This is a genomic window from Mesorhizobium zhangyense, assembly GCF_011045115.1.
Classification (GTDB): domain Bacteria; phylum Pseudomonadota; class Alphaproteobacteria; order Rhizobiales; family Rhizobiaceae; genus Mesorhizobium_M; species Mesorhizobium_M zhangyense.
In genome coordinates this window covers 71355-93267 of sequence record NZ_JAAKZG010000016.1, presented here as the reverse complement: position 1 = coordinate 93267, position 21913 = coordinate 71355, and the positions used below count along the sequence as shown (strand labels likewise).

Here is a 21913-nt window from a genome sequence, read left to right as displayed (position 1 = left end):
CTCGGCCGATAAGGACAATCGTTGCGGCTGCGCCAATGAAGCACCAAGCGTTTGTACGCCTCGACGAGGAATACCCCGAGCCACATGCCGAGTCTAGAATGACGTCCTACCCTGCCGTCAGATGATCGATGCGGTCCCAGCTCAACGCTTCGTCCAGCATCAGGCGAATTAGCGTAGGCGGCGTACAGTCCGGCCGCACTCATCCTTGGGCTACAGACCACCAGCGCCGGGAGCTATCTGGCTGGCTTCGCGTTCAGTATCAGCCACCCCGGCCACGCCGAGATAGCGCCACCAACAGGCATCCACTAACATTCAAACCGGACCACCCAGTGGGGCCGGCCAAAAATCGAATTCAGTCAAGATCAAAACTCGAGATCGAGCGTCGGATCGACCGTACCTTTGAGCTTTCTGAATGCGTCGGAGAAGTCGCCCTTGAGAGCGACATTCGCAAGAGCGAACTCGAGGAGATCGGTGTGGGATTGCAGACCTGTCGGCTTTTTAGCCTCTTCGACCAGTAGGACGGACACGACCCGCGATCCGCCCGCTCTTCTCGCCAATGAGCCCGGTGCGCTTGGCCGTTTCCACCACCGCATCCACACGCTTCTTCATAATGTCGTCGATGCGTTTCCTCCTTTTCGCAAGCGTAACCAATCCGATTCCGCTAAGCCACGGTAGCTTGGTAGATGCTGCGTCTCAATGTCTTCTACAAGGCCGTTCTATAGAGCTTGCCGAGACTCGCGATCGATTTGTCGTAGCCACCGAGACGCAGCATGTGCCAAGCCATGGCGTGATTGCTTGAGGTGACCGGTTTTCCGAGCCGGGCTTCGACGCTTTCAGCGATGCGGGCGACGCGCAGGCTGGTGCAGGAGACAAACACCGCATCGCACTCATCGGACGCGCCCACGTCGAGGATCGCCTTCTCAATTGCGGTCGTGGTTATGCGCGCAACGAGGTTGTCATCCGGCTCGTTGAACGAACCCATCACCGGTATCTCCAGCCCTCGTGCCATGAAGGCATCGCGCAATGAATGATTGATGGTGGCAATGTAGGGGGTGAGCAATGCAACACGCTTTGCTCCCAACGCATTGAAAGCCGCGCGTGCAGCTGTCACCGGATCGGTGACTTTCACCCCCGGCATTACTTCCCTGACCCGCCTTGCAACCTGGCTCTCCCCGATCACAAGCGCACCCGAGGTACAGCCGAAGCCTATAACGTCGAAGCAAACGTCAGGCAGCAGGCCCACCGCACCCGGGATCTCGGCCTCCATCTTGCGCAGGTTGTCAGGCGTGATCTCGACCGGAGAGTGCAGTCGTGCCCCATAGAGTGCCACCCCTTCAGGCAGGGCAAAACGGAATTCGTCTTCGATGGTTTGATCCGTGCGCAGGACCAGCAAGCCGAGATTGGCGGTACGACCGATGCCTTCGTCAGTCTCAAAAGGAATGTTCTCGATATTAGAGACGAGATCGGCTCGGCCAGCCGATTGTATTGCAATTGTCATGGTCTACCCTTCATCTGGAGTGTCTCGGGCATGTGTTCCGTCAGTTGACGGCCGCAAATGGAGGGCGGCTCTCGACGACCGGAGGCTTGCCGCCGAGATAGAGATGGCGCATCGCCGGGTCGGCGAGCAGGTCGGCGGCCCTGCCCTCGATCGCCACCTTGCCGAGGGAAAGCACGTAGGCCCGATCGGCGACGCCGAGCGCCTCGAAAGCGTTCTGCTCGACCGTGACGATGCACATGCCGGTGCGGTCACGGATTTCGGCGATCGCCGCGAACACCTCATGCATCATCATCGGCGACAGGCCGGCCGACGGCTCGTCGAGCAAAAGCACCCTGGGTTTGGAGATCAGCGCGCGAGCCAGCGACAGAATCTGGCGCTCGCCTCCCGAAAGAGCCGAGGCCTTTCGCTCCTGCTTGGAGGCAAGCGACGGATATTGCGCCATCAGCTCGGCATAGCGGGCATTGCGCTCGGCGGCCGGCATATAACGGGCGCCGAGCATGATGTTGTCGGCGACCGAAAGCGTCGAGAATACATTGTCGGTCTGCGGCACGAAGCCCATGAGATGATGGCGTATTTTGTCGTGCACGGGAACGGCGCTTACGTCACACCCTTCCATCTCCACAGCGCCGCCGCGCGGCCGGACGAAACCGGCGATGCACTTAAGCAGGGTGGACTTGCCGCAACCGTTGGGGCCGAGGATGGTGACGATCTCGCCGCCCGCAGCGTTGAGGTTAATACCCTGGAGAATGTCGGGACCATCGCCATAGCCGGCACGCACATTGTTGACGCTGATCATGCCGACACCTTCTGCCTTGCCACCGACTTGCCGAGATAGGCCTCGACCACACGCTCGTTTTTGGTGAGCTCGCGCGGGGCGCAATCGGCGATGATTTCGCCTCGGTCGAGCACGATGCAGCGACCGCACAGCTCGCGGATGAAATGCATGTCATGTTCGACCACCAACATGGCGACACCGCGCTTGCTGAACGCCTTGAGCAGCTCGACCATGCGGCCGCGCAACTGCGGATGGACGCCTGCCGTCGGCTCGTCGAGGCAGAGAAGCTTCGGCTGGGTGCGCAATGCCACGGCGATGGAAAGCAGTTTCTTCTGCCCACCCGAAAGCGAGCTTGCTGGCAGATGGGCGACGGGTGCGAGCGCAAACTGTTCGATCAGTTCGTCTGCCTCGGCGTCATCGCCGCCCTTCCCGCTGAAGGCGTCAAGTAGCCCTGCCCCGTCACGCGATCCGGCGCATAATACCTCGCGCACGGTCATGCGGTGGGGCATCGACGGCAGCTGGAAGGTGCGGACCAGACCCTGGCGGGCGATCTTGTGCGAAGGCATGCCGGCGATACTATTGCCGAGGAAAAGGATTTCGCCGGCATCGGAGTGCGAAAAGCCCGAGACGATGTTGAGCAAGGTCGACTTGCCCGAGCCGTTCGGTCCGAGCAGGCCGACGATCTCGTCGGTGCCGATGCGAAAGCGAACGTCGCTCAGCACCTTGTGAGCTCCAAAAGCCTTGGCGACGCGCTCGGCGGTCAGGACAGCATCAGCCATTTTGCTTGCCTCCGACATGTTCAGGGATCAGGCCCTGCGTGCGCCATATCAGGAAGGCGAGCAGGCCGCCGCCGACGAGCGTCAGGCGCATCGCTGCGACATGTTCCGATGGCAGACCGAGCGCGTCCTTCACAAAGGGCACGAAAGCGAACAGGAACTGCATCAGGATCGCGCCGACGATGGCGCCGAGATGGTTGCCCGAGCCGCCGATGATGACCATCGCCCAGATCAGGAAGGTCTCGGAGCTGACCAGCTGGTCGGGGCCGACGAAAGTGATGTAGTGGGCGAAGACGAAGCCCGAGGCTGCGGCTAGAACGGCTGCTACCATCAGCGTCTGCGTCTTGAGCGCTGCAAGGTCATAGCCGAGCGAGGCAGCGAGCTGCGGCTCCTCACGCATCAGCTTGAGTGCAAGTCCGTAGCGGCTGGTCGTCAGGCGCTGACACAGCCACCAGGCGGCGAGCAACAGGGCCACGCACAGGCCGAGCGTCATCAGCGGACCCATGGGGCGCGGCATATCGCCGAACAGCAGAGGAATGCCACCGACGCCTTGCGCGCCGCCTGCCAGCCAGGCCTCGTTATTGGCGAGGATACGCAGCACTTCGGCGACTGCGAGCGTGGCGATGCCCCAATAATCGGCACCGAGATTGCGGCCGAGCCGGGCGAAGGCCGCGGCCACAATGACTGCGAAGACAATGCCGAGCGCTATGCCGGCGACCGGACCCAACTGATGCGAGAAAGCGATGGCTGCGCCATAGGTGCCGCAACCGAACAGGATCACCTGGCCGAAATTGACCAGCCCGGCGAAGCCAACCTGCAGATTTAGACTGAGCGACAAAAGTCCGTAGAGGCAGGCCATGATCGCGACATGGACAAGGAACTCAACCACGTTTCACCTCGGCGACGAACAGGCCGTAGGGTTTGATCAAAAGCACCACGACGAGCAGCAGGAAAGACGCGGCGGTCGCATATGCCGCGGGAATGAACAGCACGGTCTCACCAAACAGCGGCCCGAAATTGACGTTGGTGACCATGGTTTCCGCCGCTGCGATGACGACAGCGCCGACGGCAGCCCCGAGCGCATTGCCAAGCCCGCCCACGATGGCGGCGGCAAACACCGGCAGCAGCATGTCGAGGCCGAGCTGCGCACTCATCTCACCCTTGACCGACAGGCCGATACCGCCGAGGCCGGCCATCACGCCCGACAGGAAGACGACGGTGTTGGTCACCTTGCGGGTGTCGATGCCGGTGGCGCTGGCGAGCACGGAATTGGTGGCGGTGGCGCGCATGCAGCGGCCGAGGTCTGTGCGGAAGAGGATCAGCGCGAAGACGGCGATGGCGAGCACGCTGATGCCGACTGAAATAAGCTGATGTTCGGTCAGCCGCGCGCCGAGGAAACGCAACGGCGGGTTGATCTCCAGCTCGAACCGCTTGGGCCTGGGGCCGGCAGTGACGAGGAAGATTGCCGAAAACACCATGGACAGCGCGAGCGAGCCGATCATGGCTATGGCTGAGCCGGCGCGCAGCAGGCGCTCGAAAACAACGACGTTGAGCACGACCGCAATGATGCCGACAAGTGCGCAGGCGACGATGGCCGCAACCACCAGAGGCAGGCCGGCCATCTGCAGGCCAAGCGCCAGCAATGCACCGGTCGTCGCATATTGCACAAGTGCGACATTGGGAAAGCGGATCAGCGAGTAGACGCTGCTCAACCCGATGGCGATCAGCGCCAGGTCGACCGCGCGGATCAGGACGTCGACGACAAACTGGACCATGCTCTTTTCTCGTAAGGGGAATTCATCACACAGCGGCATCGCCGGTGCGGAAAGGCAGGCCGGGCATCAGGTTCCGGCCTGCCGTGATGACGAGGGTCTAGACCCTAGCGCTGCTGGACGCCGTCCTCGATCTTCAGCTTGAGATAGGGCTGCTTGGAGCGCTGGCGGTCGGCATCGAAGGTGATGTCACCGGTGGCGCCGTTGTAGCCTTTGCCGATGTCCTTGAGCGCCGCGCTGATCGCCTTGGGCTCAGCCGAGCCGGCCTTTTCGATGGCAGCTGCGGCCATCATCACGGCGTCGTAGCCATAGCCGTTGAAGCTGGTCTTGAAGGGCTCGTTGTACTTGGCCTTGTAGGCAGCCTCATAGACAGCGCCATCGGGGCCGATGTAGTTCAGGTCGAGGCCATACTGACCCTGGATGAATTTCGGGTCAGCGTCGGAGGTGCACATCGACAGGTAGATGGCGTACCAGGGCGTCGTGTTGATGCTGAGCTCGAACGACTCGCGGTTGATGGTGGCGGCTTCCTTGCCATAGGCCGAGTAGACGTAGACGTCGGGCTCGCTGCGCTCCATCTGCTGCAGCTCGCGGCGATAGGTGGTCTGTCCCTCGGTGTACATCACCGTGGTCACGACTTCGCCGCCAAGTGCTGAAAAGGCCTTCTGGAATTGTTCGGCAACGCCCTGGCCATAGGCGTTGTTCGGCACGATCACCGCTGCCTTCTTCCACTTGTTGTCCACCACGTCCTGAGCGGCGAAGCCGGTCGAGACATTGTCGAGCCCGATCAGGGAGAAAGAGCCGTCGCCGAGGCTACGTATCTTGCCGCTCGACGAGCCGATATTGAGATGCACGCGGCCTTCCTGGACCAGATACTGGCCAACCGGAATGGTGATACCGGACGAGTATTCGCCAATGACCACCGGCACGTTGTCAACGGTGACGAGTTTCTTGGCGGCATCGAGCGCGGACGGCGCACGGCCACCGGAATCCTCAACGATGACGCGCAGCTTCCTGCCGCCGAGAACGCCGCCCTTCTCGTTAATGTTATCGACGGCAAGCTCGATACCGCGACGCTGGTCGTCGCCGAGCGTCGCGCTCGCGCCGGACAGCGGCACCACGGCGCCCAGAACAACTTCCTGGGCCAATGCGGGTAGGCCGCTCAACGCAAGATAAGCGGCAGCCAATAGGGCTTTGTGCATTTTCATCTCCATTTGTTTCGTTGTTGGCCGAGCCGCTACGTGGCGCCCGATCCCCTCTTTATCGAGATATGTAGACACATAATTTTTCATAAGTGAATACACATAATGATGCACTTGTAATTTTGTTGATATCGCGCCTGCAAAGTGCAGTTTTACGGGGCTTTTGTGCTGCGCTACACAAGCACGCGAAGCACCTCCCCGCCCTTGTTTCGGGCACGGAATGGTGCGTATCTGGAAGGTAGTAGGCCCGGTGCGTTGCGATTGAGTCGGAACCGAACTATTCGGCAGCGATGGGGAAGGGGCGCTGCTCAAGGGCCTGTTCAAGCGATGTCCACTTGAGGCGCGCCAGCTTGAGGTTGCGCTCCTTGACGGGTCCGTAACCGCGGATTTCCTCTGGCACTTCGGCAATCGCGACGGCGGTTGCCAGCTTGTCCGGCGTCAGGCCCGCCAGGAGGCGCTCGATGCGGGCGCGGTATTCCACGATCAGCGCGCGCTCGGTGCGGCGCTCAGCGCTGTAGCCGAACGGATCGAATGCGGTGCCTCGAAGGCGCTTGAATTTCGCCAGAACCCCGAAAACACTCAACATCCATGAGCCAAAGGTCATCTTAGCCGGCTCGCCCGTATTAGGATCCTTCTTCGCCAACAGCGGCGGCGACAGATGGAAGGTCAGCTTGCCCTTCCCGTCGAAGGTATCGGCCAATTGCTTACGGAAGGTGCCGTCTGAATAAAGCCGCGCCACCTCATATTCGTCCTTGTAGGCCATCAGCTTGAACAAATAGCGGGCGACGGCATCGGTGAGTTTTCCTTCCGCACCCATCACTGATTTTTCGCGTGCACGCACCTTGTCGACAAAGGCACGATACTCGCCGGCGTAGCGCGCATTCTGATAGGCAGTGAGGAAAGCCACGCGTCGCGCAATAGTCTCGTCGGGAGACTGCGAGACAACACGATGGCCAAGCGGCGAGTTGACATGCGTTGTGGGCAGCAAGGCATCGACAGCCGCACGGTCCGCTGCAGCCAGCCGCCCGAGACGGAAGGCGGTGCGGTTCATCTCGACCGCCGCACCGTTGAGTTTCAGCGCCCGATCGATGCTTGCCGAGGCCAGCGGGATCAACCCGCGCTGCCAGGCATAACCGACCATGAACAGGTTGGTGCCTATGGAGTCGCCCATCAGTTGCGTGGCGATCTGAGTGGCAGCGATGGTTTCGACCTGGTCCGCACCGGCAACATCCTTGACCACGCCGACGAGTCCAAGCCCCTGGACGCGGAAATTGGGATCGCGGATGAAGGCGCCGGTGATCGTCTCCTCTGAGTTCAGCACGACGCGGGTCTTGCCGTTGGCGATGGTGCCGAGCGCCTCCTTGCCGGCAGCAACGACGAGGTCGCAACCGAGCACGACATCGGCCGAGCGCGATGAAATACGCACTGCATGCAGGTCCTCGGGCGTCGGCGCAAAGCGCAGATGCGTTGTCACCGGCCCGCCCTTTTGCGCCATGCCGGCCATGTCGAGCGTCGAGCAGCCCTTGCCTTCGAGATGGGCGGCCATGGCGAGGATGGCTCCGATGGTGATGACGCCCGTGCCGCCGACGCCGGTGACCAGCACGTTCCACGGAGCGGTGAGTTCCAGCTGTGTCGGCTCGGCGATAGGCCGCGCGGCGATCGTTTTGGGGTCGATATTTTTGGGTCGGCGCGGCTTCACGCCTTCGACGGTGACGAAAGACGGGCAAAAACCCTTCACGCAGGAGAAATCTTCGTTGCAGGATGACTGGTCGATGCGGCGCTTACGCCCGAATTCGGTATCAACAGGCGTCACCGACAGGCAGTTCGACTTCTTCGAGCAGTCGCCACAGCCTTCGCAGACCAGCTCGTTGATGATGACACGGCGCTCGATGCGCGGTTTGGGATCGCGCTTGCGGCGTCGGCGCTTTTCGGCAGCGCAGGTCTGGTCATAGACGATGCCCGACACGCCCTCGACGTCGCGCAGTTTGCGCTGCACGGCGTCTAGTTCGTCACGGTGGTGGATCGTCACGTTAGCGGCGAACGGCTCCTGTCCGCGGTATTTCTCGATATCGTCGGAGACGACGGCGATGCGGTCTACGCCTTCGGAACGAAGCTGGTGGGTGATGCGCTGCGGATTGAGCGTACCGTCATGACGCTGGCCGCCCGTCATCGCCGTCGCGTCGTTGAACAGGATCTTGTAGGTGATGTTGATCTTGGCAGCGACTGCCGCGCGGATGGCGAGCAGGCCCGAGTGGAAATAGGTGCCGTCGCCGAGGTTCTGGAAGATGTGGCGCGTCGGCACGAACGGCGCCTGGCCGATCCAGTTAGCTCCCTCCCCGCCCATATGCGTATAGGTCGCGGTGTTGCGGTCCATAGCCTGCGACATCCAGTGGCAGCCGATGCCGGCAAGCGCGCGGCTGCCTTCAGGCACGCGCGTTGAGGTGTTGTGCGGACAGCCCGAGCAGAAATAGGGCGTGCGCTGGACAGGCGCTAGGCTTGCAAGCTTGGCGCTGTCGATGTCGGAAAGCTTGCCGATGCGCTCGACCAGATACCTGTCTTCGATGAAGGGCAGGATGCGCGCCGCAATCGCACGGGCGATCTGGATCGCGGTGAGATCGTCATGCGCGGGCAAAACGATGCGGTTTTCGCCGTCGCGCTTGCCGAAAATGCGCGGCCGCCGTTCGGCCGGCATATTGTAGAGGATGTCCTTGACCTGGCCTTCGATCAGCGGGCGCTTTTCCTCGACGATCAGCAGTTCTTCCAGTCCTGACGCAAAGGCGGCGATGCCCTCTGGCTCCAGCGGCCAAACCATCCCAACCTTGTAGACCGACAGGCCAAGATCGATGGCGCGCCTTTCGGAGATGCCGAGTTCCTCAAGCGCCTGTCGCACGTCGAGATAGGACTTGCCGGTTGTCACGATGCCGAGCCTGCGGCGCGGACCGCCGAGCGCAACCCGATCCAAGCGGTTGGCGCGGGCAAAGGCGAGCGCCGCCGGCAGCTTGAAATTGTGCAGCCGACGCTCCTGCTCCTGCGGGCTGTCGGGCCAGCGGATACCGAGCTCACCGGCGGGCATTTCAAAATCGGTTGGTGCATCGAAGGCTATGCGGTCACTGGCAACAACGATCGAGGCCGAGGAATCGACAGTCTCGGCGATCAGCTTGAGGGCTGTCCAGCAGCCGGAATAACGCGACAGCGCCCAGCCATAGAGGCCGAAGTCGAGGATCTCCTGCACGCCGGCCGGGTTGAGCACCGGGATCATCGCATCCATCAGCGCATATTCACTCTGATGCGAGGTGGTCGAAGATTTACAGGTGTGATCGTCGCCGGCGAGCAAAAGTACGCCGCCATGCGGTGCCGACCCAGCAAGATTGCCGTGACGAAAGGCATCGCCCGAGCGATCGACGCCGGGGCCCTTGCCGTACCACATTGAAAAGACGCCCTGCTTGTTGGCCTTCTCCATAAGATTGATCTGCTGGGTGCCGAGGATCGCGGTCGCGGCAATGTCCTCGTTGAGCCCAGTCTGGAAACGGATCTCGCTGGCTTCGGCAAACTTGCGCGCCTGAACGAATGCTTGATCGATGCCGCCCAATGGCGAGCCACGATAACCGGTGACAAAACCCGCCGTATCGAGACCGGCGGCACGGTCGAGCCGGCGCTGTACCATCGGCAGGCGGACGAGCGCTTGGGTGCCCGTCACAAAGATGCGGCCGTCGTCCAGCAGATACTTGTCGTCGAGCGAAACTGCCGGATTGGCCATCTGAATCTCCCGGGCGGATGTCCGCCCCGGCTCAGCCAGAACGGAATTGACGTGTGAGAGCATCTTGCTCTCATGTCAATCCATTACTGTATACACATTACATTTGTCAATGAGAGAACATGGCCCGCCACTTGGAGCAGCCACGGATCTGGAGCTGGGTTTTGTAAGTTCTTGCTGGTGACGCTCGCGCGCCTTAATCGGGGCGTCCGAAGAATATCCGCGCCAGGCCTTCCTTTGTCACCTCGACAGCATGTGCAGAACTCAGCGTGATATGACGCTCGATGAGCTCTCCGCCCGCATCGCCGTCGCGGCGCCTGAGGCATTCGATAATCGCGGCATGTTCGTCATAGGTCCCGCCACGGCGGCGGTTGCTCTCAAGATCGATGCGCCGGAAAAACCGGATCAGCGAATTGACCCCTTCCAGCGCGTTCAGCATCCGCCCGTTCTTGGAGAGCATGACGATGGCGATGTGGAAGGCCTCGTCGGCCTCCGCAACTTTGGCCCAATCCGTTGTGGGGCCGAGATTGCTGTTGTTCTGCCAGATGGCAATTGTCTCGGCGATCTCGGCATCTGTGCCGCGCTGGCAGGCGAGCCGGAACGCCGCCCGTTCGATAGCCGCGCGCAACTCGTAAAGCTCCTGCACACCCTCAGGCGTAATATCGCGGGCATAAAAGCCACGATTGGGCACAAAGCTCATGAAACCGTCGCGTGCGAGCCGATTGAGTGCCTCGCGCACCGGTGTGCGCGATACACTCAGCCTGGTCGCCAGCTCGACCTCATTAACACGCTCGCCCGGCTTAAAGCGGTATTCGACCGCCAGTTCCTTGACTGCGTCATAGACCTTTTCGACGCTGTCTGCGGCGCGTGCCGTCTTCTTCGGCTTGGCTGTCTTCTGCACTTGCGCTCCGTCTCGATCGGGCTGTCTGTTTGTTGAGTCCACTCGGCGGTCTCGCGTCGGCGAACTAATGCCACGACAAAGTGCAGTTCACAATCCTCTTGTGGATACACTTGTGTGGACATATAGTGCCGGCGCAATCGAAACGAACCTGGAGAACTAGACTATGAGCAGCATCACCCGAATTGACGTTGGCCCGCGCATGAGCCAGGCAGTCGTGCACGGCAACACGGTCTATGTATCGGGGCAGGTCGCGCTCGATGCCGGCGGCGAAAGCGTCACCGCCCAAACCAAGAACATCCTCGACCGCATTGACGCCGTGCTGGCCAAGGCCGGCACCGACAAGACCAAGGTTCTCTCGGCCTCGATCTGGCTCGCCGACATCGTCGCCTTTGCCGAAATGAACGCCGTATGGGATGCCTGGGTCGCCAAGGATAACGCCCCTGCCCGCGCAACCGTCGAATCCAAGCTTGCCGCGCCGCAGTTCACGGTCGAGATCGCCGTCATCGCGGCTCTCTGAGCAGCAACGGCATAATCACGGAGATTCAGGATGCGCGTTGCCGTGCTCGGCGCCGGAGTTGTCGGCGTCACCACCGCCTATGAGCTCGCCCGCGACGGGCACGAGGTGACGGTCATAGACCGGCTTTCCGAGGTGGCGGGCGAGACCAGCTTTGCCAATGCCGGGCTTATCGCGCCCGGTCACGCCTATACCTGGTCGTCGCCCAAGGCGCCGCGCATCCTGCTCCGCTCGCTGTTCGACGACAGCCAGGCACTTCGCTTCAAGCCGAGCCTCGATCCACGGCTGTGGTCGTGGTCGTGGAAGTTTCTGACGAATTGCACTGCCGAGAAGGCGCGCACCAACACCAAGCGCAAGGTGCGCCTGTGCCGCTACTCTCAGGAGCGCCTGCAAGGCATCGTCGCTGATACCGGGGTCGACTATCACGGCCTCGACGGTGGGCTGCTCTATCTCTACCGCAAGCCCGAATCCTTGGCCCGCGGCTCGGCCAACACGCGCATTCTGTCTGAGGAAGGGCTGGAATTGCGCGCCGTCTCACCCGACGAAGCAGCCCGTATCGACCCTACACTGGCCACGGTGAAAGACAAGTTCGCCGGTGCGGTCTACTGCCCGTCCGACGGCAGCGGCGATGCGCGGGTCTTCACCCAGAACCTGGCGCGCCATTGTGCCGAAAAGCTCGGTGTCAAATTCATGTTCGACACCGAGGTCAAGGGCTTCGAGACCGGCGGCGACCGCATCGCACGAGTCACCACCTCCAAAGGCCCTGTGGCGGCGGATGAATTCGTGCTCTGCCTCGGCGTCTTCGCACCCGACTTCGCCCGTCGGCTCGGCGTGTCGCTACCGGTCTACCCGATCAAGGGATATTCGGTGACGATGCCGATCGAGGCCGACAACCTTTCGCCCACGATCGGTGGCGTCGATGAGGACAATCTCGTCGCCTATGCCCGCTTCGGCGACCGGCTGCGGGTGACCGCGACCGCGGAGTTCGCCGGCTTCGACCGTTCGCACAAGCCAGAGGATTTCCGCCACATGCTGGCGGCCATTCGTGACATCTTCCCCAATGGCGCCGACTACGCCAGGCCGCAATACTGGGCCGGCCTGCGCCCGATGACGCCGGAGGGCACGCCGATCTTAGGACGCGGTGGACGCTTCGCCAACATGGTGTTCAATGTCGGCCACGGCCATATGGGCTGGACCATGTCGGCAGGCTCTGCGCGCATCACCGCCGACATCGTCAAGCGGGCAAAACCCGGTTTCGATCCCGCCGGCATGCTGGTGCAGTAGCCACAGTCCAATGCGAAAAAGCCCGCGACCGTCGCGGCTTTTTCTAATCAATGTCGACTCACCAGAGGCGGGCGCCACCAATGATTTCCATTGCCCGCGCGGCAAAGCGCCTGGCCAGTGGGGCGACATCGGCGGCATTGGTCGAAGCCGCGTTGCCGGCACGCGCCCGGTCGGCGATGCCCACGAAGATCACGGCAAAACGAAACAGCGAAAAGACCAGATGGAAGCGTTCGAGCGGCGCGGTGGGTGCTGCATGGGCGAAATAATGGTCGAGGAATTCGCGCTGGCTTGGAATGCCAAGCGCCCGAATGTCGAGGCCAAGGATACCGCCATATTCCTCTGGCGCCGAATGCCAGGTCATCGAGCAGAAGCCGAGATCTGCAAGCGGATGGCCGAGCGTCGACAGCTCCCAGTCAAGTATGCCCGTCACCTCAGGCTTTTGGGGATGAAACAGCAGATTGCCGAGGCGGAAATCGCCATGCGCGATCGACACGCGGCCATCGTCCACAGGCAAGTTCTGCGCCAGCCAGTCGCAAACCGCTTCCAGTGCCAGGATGCGGTCGCTCGGCGATTCCCTGAGTTGTCTTGTCCAGCGGCCGATCTGGCGCTCGAAATAATTGCCCAGCTTGCCATAGTCGCCAAGACCGACATCGCCCGGTCGTATGGCATGCAGCTTGGCCATAGCCTCGGCCATGCCGAGATAGATGCCACGCCGCTCGTCGGGCGACATATCGGGTAAGGAGCAGTCATGGAAAACGCGGCCTTCGAGCCGCTCCATCAGGTAGAACGGCGTGCCAAGCGGCGTGTCGCCATCATGGTACAGCACCGGCTTTGGCACCGGCACGTTGGTTGACGCCAGTGCTTCGAGCACGCGGAACTCGCGATCGATGGCATGCGCCCCACGCAGGATCGGTCCTGTCGGCTTCTTGCGCAGCACCATGCGACGCGCGCCAAAATCGACGAAATAGGTCGGATTGGACTGGCCACCGCCAATCCGTTCGAGCCCCATCTTCCCCTCGCCGAACCGCTCGCCGAGAAATGCCGCGAGTGTTGCCGGATCGAAGTCAGTGTTCATGGCGCGCTCCTCACGCCTCGCCGCCGACATTCCAGCGCCAGAAATACGAGCCTTCCTCATTGAGGAAGCGGTTCAGCACCATCTTGTGTACTTCGTCGGCGCCGTCGACTAGCCGAGCCTGACGCGCGTAGCGGTAGATCCATTCGAGTATCGTGTCCTTGGAATAGCCCCGCGCGCCATTGATCTGGATCGCTACGTCGGCAGCGTCGTGCAGCACGTTGGCGACCTGCACCTTGGCCATCGACACTTCCTTGCGGGCGAAGCCACCGCGATCGAGCTCCCAAGCCGCCTTCATCACCAGCATTCGGCCTATCTCGATGCGCATGGCGAGATCACCGAGCTTGAGTTGGATGCTCTCTCGGTCGGCAAGCCGCACGCCGAAACCATAGCGCTCGGCGGCGTAGGCGCGCGCGATCTCAACGCAACGCTTGGAAAGGCCGAGCCAGCGCATGCAATGGGTCAGCCGTGCTGGCCCGAGCCGCACTTGCGTTACTTTCATTCCCTTGCCCTCGCCTGCGAGCAGATTCGTGACTGTGATTTCGAGCCCGTCGAATTCCAGTTCGCAATGGCCGCCATGTTCCTCCGGGCCCATGATCTCGATGCGGCGCTTGATATGCCAGCCAGGCTGAGCTTTGTGGAACATCAGCGCGGAAAGTCCGTAGCGCGGATCGTCGGAGGTACGCGCAATCAGGATAAAGTGGCTTGCGTCTTCCGCCCCGGTGATGAACCACTTGCGGCCGGTGACGACATATTTGTCGCCGCGTTTCTCCGCGCGGGTGGCAATCATCGATGGATCGGATCCGCCGCCGGGATGCGGCTCGGTCATCGCGAAGGCCGAGCGTACCTTGCCTTCGACGATCGGCTTCAGCCATTTTTCCTTCTGCTCGGCCGTGCCTAGCGCTTCCAGCACCATCATGTTGCCGTCGTCGGGCGCTGCCGAATTGAAGACGACCGGGCCGAATATCGAGCGATTCATCTCCTCGTAGCAGATTGCCATGTCCATCTTGCCGAGGCCGGCACCACCGGTCTCGGGCTTTAGCTGCAGGCACCAAAGCCCTGCCGCCCTGGCCTTGGCGCGAAGTGTTTCGAGCAGCGGAAGCGCTATGTTCCCGTGTTCGTCATAGGACGCCTTGTCGGCCTCGCACGGAAGGATCTCGCGCTCGACAAAATCGGCGATGCGGGTGCGAAAATCTTCGGTACGGGCGGGGATATCGAAATTCATGACGGAACTCACAGGGATGAAACGAGATGGCCACCATCGACCTCGATGGACGAACCGGTGATGTAGCTGCCGGCGGCCGAAGCGAGCAAAACCAGCGCGCCGTCGAGCTCTCCCGGTTGGCCGAGCCGGCGCTGGGGAATGCGCTTGATGAGGTCGAGGCCGACAGGGGAAGTAAAGAACTCGCGATTGATATCGGTCTCGATATAGCCGGGGCATAGCGCGTTGACGCGAATTCCCTCGCGCGCCCATTCGAGCGCCAGCGCCTTGGTCAGTTGGATCACGCCGGCCTTGGAGGCAGCATAGGCGCTGAGATTGCCGGCGACACGATGGCCGAGGATCGAGGCAATGTTGACGATCGCGCCACCCCTGCCCGAAGCCTTCATGCCTCGCGCCACCGCCTGGGCAACGACGAAGACGCCCTTGAGATTAGTGTCGAGCACACGGTCCCACTCTTCTTCGTCAAGGTCGATCGCGCGCGACGTACCGGAGATACCGGCATTGTTGATCAAGATGTCGAAGCTTTTGCTCGACAGCGCCGCAGCCACCGAGGCGCTGTCGGCCACGTTCATCTGGATCGCGCTGGCGTTGCCGCCGGACGCAATGATGTCGACGCAAGCTTCCTCCAGCAGCTCCCGGCGGCGCGCGGCCAGCGTCACGGTCACACCATGGCTTGCAAGCAGTTCGGCAAAGTGCCGGCCGATCCCGCCGGAGGCACCGGTGATGAGGGCGGATTTTCCCTTGAGATCGTCGAACAGCATCAGTGATATCCTTAGAAATCGAGCGAGCGCTCGTTTTCTTTATTCGCCAATCTCCCCTTTTGCAACTATGCATTTGCTGCTATTTCGGCGCAGAAGATCCCGCACCGAATGTCGCGCACGACAGGAGCCAGATTGAACGTCGCAGGACACAGGCAGTGGGCGAGCGCATTTTCGACGGAGACGTTGTGCGCGCGCATCCTTGAACGGCATCGCGACGCGGTGCGCGTACAGAAGCCACATGTCGCCGTTGCCAACCTCGCGCGCATCATCGAGGCGACACTTAAGTTGTCCAACAAACAGGGATTCCACGCCACCAGCCTGCGCGATCTGGCTCAAGCGTCCGGCCTCAGCATGGGTGGGCTCTATTCGTATTTCGACAACAAGACGACACTGCTGTCGATGATCCTTGGCGAGGTTTCGACAACAGTAAACGAGGTGCTCGGAGCTGCGCCCGAGGGGATCGCCAACGATCCGCTTGAGCATCTCAAATGGCTAATCGAGACCCATATCCGGCTGACCGAGGCGATGCAGCCTTGGTTCGTATTTGCCTATATGGAAGCGAAATCGTTTCCGGCGGCGGAGCGGAGGATGGCAGTCGACAGCGAGGCAGCGACCGAGGAAATTTTTGCTGCCGTACTGAGGCTTGGCGTCGAGCATGGCATCTTTGCGATCGCCGACATCGATCTAACGGCCTCGCTGATCAAGCCACTTCTGCAAGACTGGTATGTGAAGCGCCCCAAATATCACCGTCGCGGCACAAGTTTGGAGCAGTATCGTGATAATGTTTCGGCCTTTGTTCTAGCTGCGGTGCGGCCGAAAAATTAAACGGTTGGAGGCTTGGTAGTGACCCTCACTATTGTGTTTGTGTCGCAAACTCCCGGCGGGACGCCGGGCGCATTGTCCGGCCTTCCTCCATGCCTGGCACTCTGGAGCATCTGCTTGCGCAGCCACGCGTGGGCCGCGTCAGCGCTCATGCGCGAATGCCAGAACAGGTTCATCTCGAACGGCGCCAGTTCGAGCGGAGCTTCTACGAGATCGAGCACCTGCGCGAACCTTTGCAGGAATCGGCGCGGAAGCGTGCAGATCAGATCCGTGCTGCCCAGGATCAGCGGCGCCAACGCATAGCTCTGTACCGACACGCTGACGCGGCGTTCCCGGCCAAGCTCGGCCAGAGCGGTGTCGATCATTCCCGAGAAGTGGCCGCCGCTGGTCGACACCAGCAAATGATCGAGTGCGCAGAATTCGTCGAGACTGAGCGGCCCCCTGCCCCTTGGATGGCCTCGACGCTGCGCGGTGACGAACTCTTCGGCGAACAGCTTGCGGGCGATCAAGCCGGGCGCGGCGTCTTCGGCCACCCCGATAAAGACGTCGACTTCGCCCTGTTCAAGCGCCTCGGCAATGCGCGCCTTGTCGGGCATGGTGAAGGCCACCTTGACCAGAGGCGCTGCTGCTTTGAGTTGCGGGATCAGGTCAGGGGCCAGGATCGACACAGGATTGTCGGTTGCGGCGATGCGAAAGATGCGCTTGCTCGTTGCCGGGTCAAATACTCTGGCCGTACCGATGAAGTCGCTCAATTGCTCGAGCAAGCGGACCAGTTCGGGCTGAAGGGCCAGGGCATGCGGCGAGGCGACCATGCCCCGCCCCGAGTTGGAAGGAATAAACAGTGGATCGCCCAGTAATTGCCGCAGCCGCATCAACCGGGCCGAAAGCGCCGACTGCGTAATGTTCAATCGCGCCGCAGCATGGGTGACGTTCCTGTCCTTGAGCAAGGCATCGAATGTCAGCAGCAACCCGACATCGAATTCGGCGAGCAAGTGGTTCAATCCAGGCGTCCCGTCATCTTGAACGCGGCAGGCTCAACCAGACACCAGATCACCCAATGGCGTCGATAGGAAGCCCACCTGTGCCGACTTGGACTGCAAGCTTGCAAGCGCCGGACCAATTGCGCCCCGCCAGCGTCAGTCCTGCGCGGTCGGGCGTACTACGACGCTGCCGATTTCGACGTCGTCAGGCTGTTCAATTGCGAAGACCACCGCTCGTGCGATTGCGTCCGGTGAAATGGCGAGTTCTTCCTTGCGCTTCAGGATCGCGGCTTTCACGTCCGGATTGCTGATGGAGCGATCCGCAAAACTCGTGTCGATAAGGCCGGGCGACACTTCCGTAACACGCAGATGCCGGTACGCACGCCATCGGCATTTTGGGATTGGTGCGGTGTCGAGGATTCATCCATCGCACGCGCAGCCTGGTCCCTTGCGGCATGTCTTCTCCCGAGAAATGCAGCTGTCGCCGCAAGCCTTCCCCTTCGAACATGTCTTGCAGCAACCTTGAATAGGGGTGGGCATCGGCGTCCAAGGTATCGGCGGACGATCGATCAATACGAACGATGCAGCGGGCGCCTCAATAGGCATGCCGAAGGCGACGGCACACAGCAGCAACAGTCGAAGCGCGCGAGGGAGACGAGATCGGTAGAAATCGCTGAACACGGGCGCAATCCCAACGCTAACTGACCGGGCGTCCCTTTTCCGTTTGTGAAGGAGCAGGCCTTGGCTTCGGTTTCGCCGTGTTGGTGCTTTCAACAGGCGAGTCAATCGGCTGCAACACCATGTGCGCCGGGTTAGGAAAATGGTCGAGGGTCGCGCCGGTAGCGGCATCCACCCCCATTCCAATCACGCCGCCCAAGATGATGTTGCCAGCGAAGCCCGCAGCTCCACCGCCGCCGACGTCTGTGCCGACAAACAGGCTGCCCGACTTGTAACCGACCTTTTCGGCATAGGCCGTGAACTCAGTCTTCCGGCTCACCTCCACGGTGCATGGTGACATCGGGCAGGAGTGACCTAACGACGTCCGAATTGTCGCATCCGATGGCTCGGAGCTGACAACCACTTTCTCGGTAGTCCCGCGAACTACTGAAGCGCAGCCGGATAATATTCCAATAGCCAAAATACACGCTGAAATAGAGCGCATAACCCCTCCCCAAGAATAATCCCGCCTGGAACCTGTCAGAATAGTGGGATCTTGTCGAGGGTACGCCGGATTAAATTCTCACAGTTTTCAACTAAAGGTCGCGATTTGTATTAAGAGATAACAGGCTAAGATGAGGTCATCGGAAATTCTTTGTGAGGTCGATCCTACCAGTCAAAAGAGAGTATTTTAGCGCACCGATACTAGCCGATATGAAATCATCGACTTGATGCACGATACCGCCTCGCATCGGTCGGCCAAGGCAATCGCCGTCATCGAGGCGAATTACAGTAGGGAGCGTCATACCCGTCGGGCTCATAACTCGGAGAGTGTCGGTTCAAGTCCGGCCTCAATGCGATCTTGATTAAACCGCAATGGGTAGCCATATAGTGAGGGTGCAGCGCGTCCCCATCATGAGGTTGATGCGCGATGGCTTTTCTTTTTGTCCGACCACGGATGTACTGGCGAGTTGAGAAGTAAAGCCGCACATCTCATCTGAGACGCCGAAGCCGTTGGGAATTCCCGGCGGCTTTTTCGTATCCGCATTTCAGCAGCGTAGGAAAGTGGTCATCCCGCCGGGCTCACAACTCGGAGAGCGTCGGTTCAAGTCCGACCGCTGCAACCAGGCGCAGGACCTGATGGCCGTTGAAATGGCGGTGGCACAGCATATCGGACGGCGGACGGTCGAAGCTAAGTTCTGCTTTGCAGGCCTGAATCAATCATCTTAGTCATCACTGTCGTCATCTGGGTTATCGACTTCGCAGCCGATGCCATGGCAGCCCTGATAGTTGCCTTGCGTGTCAAAGTTCGGATTGCCGTCTTTGTCGTATTGGGGTCTGTCATCGATGACGCTGGCACGTGCACTGGCGTTGAGAGCGTCCCGGCGTGCTTGGTCTCTTCGATCCTGCCGTTCCAGAGATTCCATTGTGCGGCGCTGGTCATCGGCGCGCTGCTGGTCCTGATCCATCATGCAATCAGCAAAGCGGTTGGTTCCCGGTCGATAGCCATATGAGGCGCACTTATCCTGATCCACGGCGCGCTGATCTTCCGCGCTGACGCACCCGGCGACTGCCAGTGGCACAAGAGCGATCAGTAGATATCTCATCTTGAAATAAGGCACCTTGTCCCTCCAGATCATTCTGATGGCACCGGGCAAGCGAGGTCGCCTTCCTGACAATTCAGATAGGTTTTCAACTGCCTGGTGCGATCCTTGGTCAGTTCAGCCTGACATGCAGCGACAACCATCGGCGCTGCAGAGCCGCCGTCATCGCCGCTGGATTGGAAAGTGCATTCAGCATTGCGGAATGCAATCCACGCTCTTTGCGCCTTGACAAAACGCGCCTTTCCATCGGCATCGTCAGCAATTCGCGTCTGAATTTTCTTGAAAGTCTGGTTCAGCGCCTGATCGGCTTTTTTGAAGTCCGAGGATGGGTCAGCAAGAGCTGCGTTGATGGAAAACGATAGCGTAGCAACGGCGGCAAGCAGAAAACGCATGGTTGTATTACCTCAGGGTAAAGCATCCACAGGTAATCACGCGTGAAGGCGGCCGGCAAGCATTGGCAACCCATAAGGTAAGCGAAACGTTGATCATCCTAGGGCCTGCGGACACGGCGGAGCATATCGGGCAACTGTCATTGGGAATCGCGTTGGGCGGATCATCACGTAGCCGGAGGCCAAACCGGGATGGGAAGCGAACGGTCCAGCCGGCCTGAGTTACTTGGTATGATCTCGCCCGCAGCGTGAGCATTTCCTGTTCGGCCATGCATGGTGGGCGTTGAAAAACTTCCCCTCAGTTCTAAGCAGCGAACATCCGCACTCCGGGCAGGAAAACATGTAGTACGCGGTAAAGCCAAGTGCGCCCCAGATCAGCAGCGCGAGTTGCGACCATTTTGGGCCGAACGTATGTTCCACGAACGGCTGCCAGTACGGCAGCGTTATCAAGAACAAGACGGTCGAGCCCATAAAGAGCCATGCTTTCAAATAAAGTGACATGGGCGCCAACTTATGCCGATTCTGTCAAATCGACGCCATGAGGCATCCGCCCAAGCGCTGCAAAGGGCAAGATGAAATGGCCTGCGACAATTTGCTACTTCGTCCGCCGTGCCGCTAAATACATGATCGCCATTGCTGCCTGCTCTCGTTGCCAGCCGGCTGCCTCAGCTCTGTCAAGCAACTCGTCTAGAAATGGCTCTAACGCATCTCGGCATTCGATTTCATACTTGAGGTGGGTCGCCGGAAGGACCGGCTGAACAATATCTAGGTTTTTGGCCATTGTTGCCATGTTCCTTGAAATGATGGCCGGCGGCGTGATTTCACGCCGCCGTAGTATAATTCGCTAAGCCAAAACGCCACCGCCGCGGCTGGGATTCGGAGCCACCATCCACGGCATTGGGGATGTGACTTCTTCGAAGATTTTAACCGATCTGGCGAAGCTTTCGAAAGCTCCTCGCGCGGCGGATAAGGGATAACCGCTGTCAAAAGCTCTCTGGCAGGCGCGAAGGGCGGTTTCGTAGATTGGGCCGCGTCTGTTCTTCGGCCACTCATAGAGAAATTCCAGCGCATCTTCGAGGCAGGAAATCTCCTGGATAAGAACATTTCCGTCTTTCACGAAAACAGTGCTGTCGAACATCCGATCGTTCATCAGATCCTCCAAGTCGAACGAAGATTGAGTTTCGGGTTAGGTCACGGCCGCCAACGGCGATGGCCCAACACAAAATATGTGTCGGCCGAATTTGGTCGTCAAGATCAGGACGGCGGACGGACGAGAATTTCGGCATCTATACAGAAATCGAGAAATGCTTGGCGAGCTTCAGCCGTTGAAATTCTCCCGACCTCTGCCCGCGTCAATGCAATTCCGGCAACGTGAGCCATCTCGGTATGGAGCCCGCCAGGCCACTCAGACAAAAAGGCCCAAGCCTCGTCGATCGAAGAGATCGCAATTCTGCGGCCTTCGAAAGCCATCCAGATAGGGTCAAATTCAATGATGGGCGCGCGGCCCCAAGATCCAAGCCTGGGTAGGAAGCGAGGGGCTGCCGGCTTGACGCTCAACTTATTTGAAAACGGCTAAGACAACGGCGATCGCCAGCAGCAGCGGTCCCATCCATTTGAAGTGTCCTGCGATAGTCGATACCCACGGCGGCTGAGTGGTGGCATTCCCTGGCAGGGGTAGATATCCGAACCCAACTGCGGTGATCCAAATGCCTGCGCAAAACATGATGATCTGATCGATATAGTTTGCGATCAAGGATTGCCTCCCACATGGCACAAGCCGACAAGCGCGACGACTGTTCGCCCCTTTAGGCAGGACAGGCTATCGTGACGTATATCCGCTGCCTAGTATAACCAAACGTACCGGTAGAGTGATAATCCCTTTCGCCAAGCTCCCGTGAAATCTCACGCCACCGTACGATCTGGTTTCCCATCC

General features: G+C 60.4%; 23 protein-coding genes and 1 tRNA gene. 4 read left to right on the top strand and 20 right to left on the bottom strand.

The genetic code is table 11. The features are described from left to right. Positions 1–362: 362 nt before the first annotated feature. The 9 genes from G6N74_RS26060 to G6N74_RS26020 all read right to left on the bottom strand — a co-directional run bounded on the left by G6N74_RS26060 (position 363) and on the right by G6N74_RS26020 (position 10675). On the bottom strand, positions 363–527 hold the full coding sequence (locus tag G6N74_RS26060; RefSeq protein ID WP_246245952.1) for a hypothetical protein: 165 nt from the start codon (positions 525–527) through the stop codon (positions 363–365). Between the two features lie 176 nt (positions 528–703). After that, on the bottom strand, positions 704–1498 hold the full coding sequence (locus tag G6N74_RS26055) for a maleate cis-trans isomerase family protein (RefSeq protein ID WP_165120908.1): 795 nt from the start codon (positions 1496–1498) through the stop codon (positions 704–706). A gap of 40 nt (positions 1499–1538) precedes the next feature. Next, positions 1539–2294: an ABC transporter ATP-binding protein gene (locus G6N74_RS26050; protein WP_165120907.1), complete on the bottom strand. Its 756-nt coding sequence runs from the start codon at positions 2292–2294 to the stop codon at positions 1539–1541. Beyond that, positions 2291–3052 carry an ABC transporter ATP-binding protein gene (locus G6N74_RS26045; protein ID WP_165120906.1) on the bottom strand — a complete coding sequence of 254 codons (762 nt, stop codon included), beginning with the start codon at positions 3050–3052 and terminating at the stop codon, positions 2291–2293. Before G6N74_RS26045 ends, G6N74_RS26050 begins: the two co-directional genes overlap by 4 nt. After that, positions 3045–3938 carry a branched-chain amino acid ABC transporter permease gene (locus G6N74_RS26040; protein WP_165120905.1) on the bottom strand — a complete coding sequence of 298 codons (894 nt, stop codon included), beginning with the start codon at positions 3936–3938 and terminating at the stop codon, positions 3045–3047. Before G6N74_RS26040 ends, G6N74_RS26045 begins: the two co-directional genes overlap by 8 nt. Then, complete coding sequence (locus G6N74_RS26035) at positions 3931–4824, bottom strand: branched-chain amino acid ABC transporter permease (protein WP_165120904.1); 894 nt, start codon at positions 4822–4824, stop codon at positions 3931–3933. Before G6N74_RS26035 ends, G6N74_RS26040 begins: the two co-directional genes overlap by 8 nt. Positions 4825–4928: 104 nt before the next feature. Next, positions 4929–6020: an ABC transporter substrate-binding protein gene (locus G6N74_RS26030; protein WP_165120903.1), complete on the bottom strand. Its 1092-nt coding sequence runs from the start codon at positions 6018–6020 to the stop codon at positions 4929–4931. 277 nt (positions 6021–6297) lie between these two features. Next, positions 6298–9777, bottom strand: a complete 3480-nt coding sequence (locus tag G6N74_RS26025; RefSeq protein ID WP_165120902.1) for an indolepyruvate ferredoxin oxidoreductase family protein — start codon at positions 9775–9777, stop codon at positions 6298–6300. Between the two features lie 193 nt (positions 9778–9970). Next, on the bottom strand, positions 9971–10675 hold the full coding sequence (locus G6N74_RS26020; RefSeq protein WP_165120901.1) for a GntR family transcriptional regulator: 705 nt from the start codon (positions 10673–10675) through the stop codon (positions 9971–9973). Between the two features lie 163 nt (positions 10676–10838). Between G6N74_RS26020 and G6N74_RS26015 the strand changes: the two genes are divergently transcribed. Next, entirely contained in the window at positions 10839–11192 is a 354-nt protein-coding gene (locus tag G6N74_RS26015) for a RidA family protein (RefSeq protein ID WP_165120900.1), read from the top strand. Positions 11193–11222: 30 nt separating this feature from the next. Next, entirely contained in the window at positions 11223–12473 is a 1251-nt protein-coding gene (locus G6N74_RS26010) for a D-amino acid dehydrogenase (RefSeq protein WP_165120899.1), read from the top strand. Between the two features lie 58 nt (positions 12474–12531). Here G6N74_RS26010 and G6N74_RS26005 read toward each other — a convergent pair whose 3' ends face one another. Genes G6N74_RS26005 through G6N74_RS25995 form a run of 3 tightly spaced genes read right to left on the bottom strand, consistent with a single transcriptional unit; the run spans position 12532 to position 15528 of the window. After that, positions 12532–13548, bottom strand: a complete 1017-nt coding sequence (locus G6N74_RS26005) for a phosphotransferase family protein (protein ID WP_165120898.1) — start codon at positions 13546–13548, stop codon at positions 12532–12534. Positions 13549–13558: 10 nt separating this feature from the next. Next, positions 13559–14770 carry an acyl-CoA dehydrogenase family protein gene (locus G6N74_RS26000; protein WP_165120897.1) on the bottom strand — a complete coding sequence of 404 codons (1212 nt, stop codon included), beginning with the start codon at positions 14768–14770 and terminating at the stop codon, positions 13559–13561. Positions 14771–14778: 8 nt separating this feature from the next. Then, positions 14779–15528 (bottom strand): SDR family NAD(P)-dependent oxidoreductase, encoded by a 750-nt coding sequence (locus G6N74_RS25995; protein WP_165120896.1) that lies wholly within the window; start codon positions 15526–15528, stop codon positions 14779–14781. Positions 15529–15660: 132 nt separating this feature from the next. Here G6N74_RS25995 and G6N74_RS25990 point away from each other — a divergent pair, with 132 nt between their 5' ends. Beyond that, the gene (locus G6N74_RS25990) at positions 15661–16353 is read left to right on the top strand and encodes a TetR/AcrR family transcriptional regulator (protein WP_246245951.1); all 693 of its coding nucleotides are present in this window, start codon (positions 15661–15663) and stop codon (positions 16351–16353) included. Here G6N74_RS25990 and G6N74_RS25985 read toward each other — a convergent pair. The 3 genes from G6N74_RS25985 to G6N74_RS30550 form a co-directional block, all read right to left on the bottom strand. Then, on the bottom strand, positions 16350–17351 hold the full coding sequence (locus G6N74_RS25985; protein WP_165120894.1) for a LysR family transcriptional regulator: 1002 nt from the start codon (positions 17349–17351) through the stop codon (positions 16350–16352). The two genes, G6N74_RS25990 and G6N74_RS25985, sit on opposite strands and share 4 nt — an antisense overlap. Positions 17352–17486: 135 nt before the next feature. Next, positions 17487–17684, bottom strand: a complete 198-nt coding sequence (locus G6N74_RS25980) for an SDR family oxidoreductase (RefSeq protein WP_205826867.1) — start codon at positions 17682–17684, stop codon at positions 17487–17489. Positions 17685–18027: 343 nt separating this feature from the next. Next, on the bottom strand, positions 18028–18348 hold the full coding sequence (locus tag G6N74_RS30550) for a hypothetical protein (protein ID WP_205826866.1): 321 nt from the start codon (positions 18346–18348) through the stop codon (positions 18028–18030). A gap of 690 nt (positions 18349–19038) precedes the next feature. On the opposite strand from G6N74_RS30550, the gene G6N74_RS25970 reads away from it, so the two are divergent. Then, a tRNA-Val gene (locus G6N74_RS25970) sits at positions 19039–19114 on the top strand. A gap of 99 nt (positions 19115–19213) precedes the next feature. Here G6N74_RS25970 and G6N74_RS25965 read toward each other — a convergent pair. From G6N74_RS25965 to G6N74_RS25945, 5 genes are all read right to left on the bottom strand, one after another. Continuing rightward, on the bottom strand, positions 19214–19609 hold the full coding sequence (locus G6N74_RS25965) for a hypothetical protein (protein ID WP_165120893.1): 396 nt from the start codon (positions 19607–19609) through the stop codon (positions 19214–19216). A 14-nt stretch (positions 19610–19623) separates the two neighbouring features. Beyond that, positions 19624–19983 carry a lysozyme inhibitor LprI family protein gene (locus tag G6N74_RS25960; protein WP_165120892.1) on the bottom strand — a complete coding sequence of 120 codons (360 nt, stop codon included), beginning with the start codon at positions 19981–19983 and terminating at the stop codon, positions 19624–19626. An 841-nt stretch (positions 19984–20824) separates the two neighbouring features. Then, positions 20825–21130, bottom strand: coding sequence for a DUF982 domain-containing protein (locus G6N74_RS25955; protein WP_165120891.1), 306 nt, complete (start codon positions 21128–21130; stop codon positions 20825–20827). Between the two features lie 104 nt (positions 21131–21234). Next, the gene (locus G6N74_RS31570; RefSeq protein ID WP_165120890.1) at positions 21235–21450 is read right to left on the bottom strand and encodes a DUF982 domain-containing protein; all 216 of its coding nucleotides are present in this window, start codon (positions 21448–21450) and stop codon (positions 21235–21237) included. Between the two features lie 88 nt (positions 21451–21538). Then, complete coding sequence (locus G6N74_RS25945) at positions 21539–21733, bottom strand: hypothetical protein (RefSeq protein ID WP_165120889.1); 195 nt, start codon at positions 21731–21733, stop codon at positions 21539–21541. Between the last annotated feature and the right edge of the window lie 180 nt (positions 21734–21913).

Coding starts and splice junctions, on each gene's coding strand:
- G6N74_RS31570 (WP_165120890.1), bottom strand. CDS start 21,450: ATGGCTTTCGAAGGCCGCAGAATTGCGATCTCTTCGATCGACGAGGCT.
- G6N74_RS26010 (WP_165120899.1), top strand. CDS start 11,223: ATGCGCGTTGCCGTGCTCGGCGCCGGAGTTGTCGGCGTCACCACCGCC.
- G6N74_RS25995 (WP_165120896.1), bottom strand. CDS start 15,528: ATGCTGTTCGACGATCTCAAGGGAAAATCCGCCCTCATCACCGGTGCC.
- G6N74_RS26030 (WP_165120903.1), bottom strand. CDS start 6,020: ATGCACAAAGCCCTATTGGCTGCCGCTTATCTTGCGTTGAGCGGCCTA.
- G6N74_RS25955 (WP_165120891.1), bottom strand. CDS start 21,130: ATGAACGATCGGATGTTCGACAGCACTGTTTTCGTGAAAGACGGAAAT.
- G6N74_RS26000 (WP_165120897.1), bottom strand. CDS start 14,770: ATGAATTTCGATATCCCCGCCCGTACCGAAGATTTTCGCACCCGCATC.
- G6N74_RS26035 (WP_165120904.1), bottom strand. CDS start 4,824: ATGGTCCAGTTTGTCGTCGACGTCCTGATCCGCGCGGTCGACCTGGCG.
- G6N74_RS26045 (WP_165120906.1), bottom strand. CDS start 3,052: ATGGCTGATGCTGTCCTGACCGCCGAGCGCGTCGCCAAGGCTTTTGGA.
- G6N74_RS25960 (WP_165120892.1), bottom strand. CDS start 19,983: ATGCGTTTTCTGCTTGCCGCCGTTGCTACGCTATCGTTTTCCATCAAC.
- G6N74_RS30550 (WP_205826866.1), bottom strand. CDS start 18,348: ATGTCACCATGCACCGTGGAGGTGAGCCGGAAGACTGAGTTCACGGCC.
- G6N74_RS26005 (WP_165120898.1), bottom strand. CDS start 13,548: ATGAACACTGACTTCGATCCGGCAACACTCGCGGCATTTCTCGGCGAG.
- G6N74_RS26050 (WP_165120907.1), bottom strand. CDS start 2,294: ATGATCAGCGTCAACAATGTGCGTGCCGGCTATGGCGATGGTCCCGAC.
- G6N74_RS26055 (WP_165120908.1), bottom strand. CDS start 1,498: ATGACAATTGCAATACAATCGGCTGGCCGAGCCGATCTCGTCTCTAAT.
- G6N74_RS26015 (WP_165120900.1), top strand. CDS start 10,839: ATGAGCAGCATCACCCGAATTGACGTTGGCCCGCGCATGAGCCAGGCA.
- G6N74_RS26025 (WP_165120902.1), bottom strand. CDS start 9,777: ATGGCCAATCCGGCAGTTTCGCTCGACGACAAGTATCTGCTGGACGAC.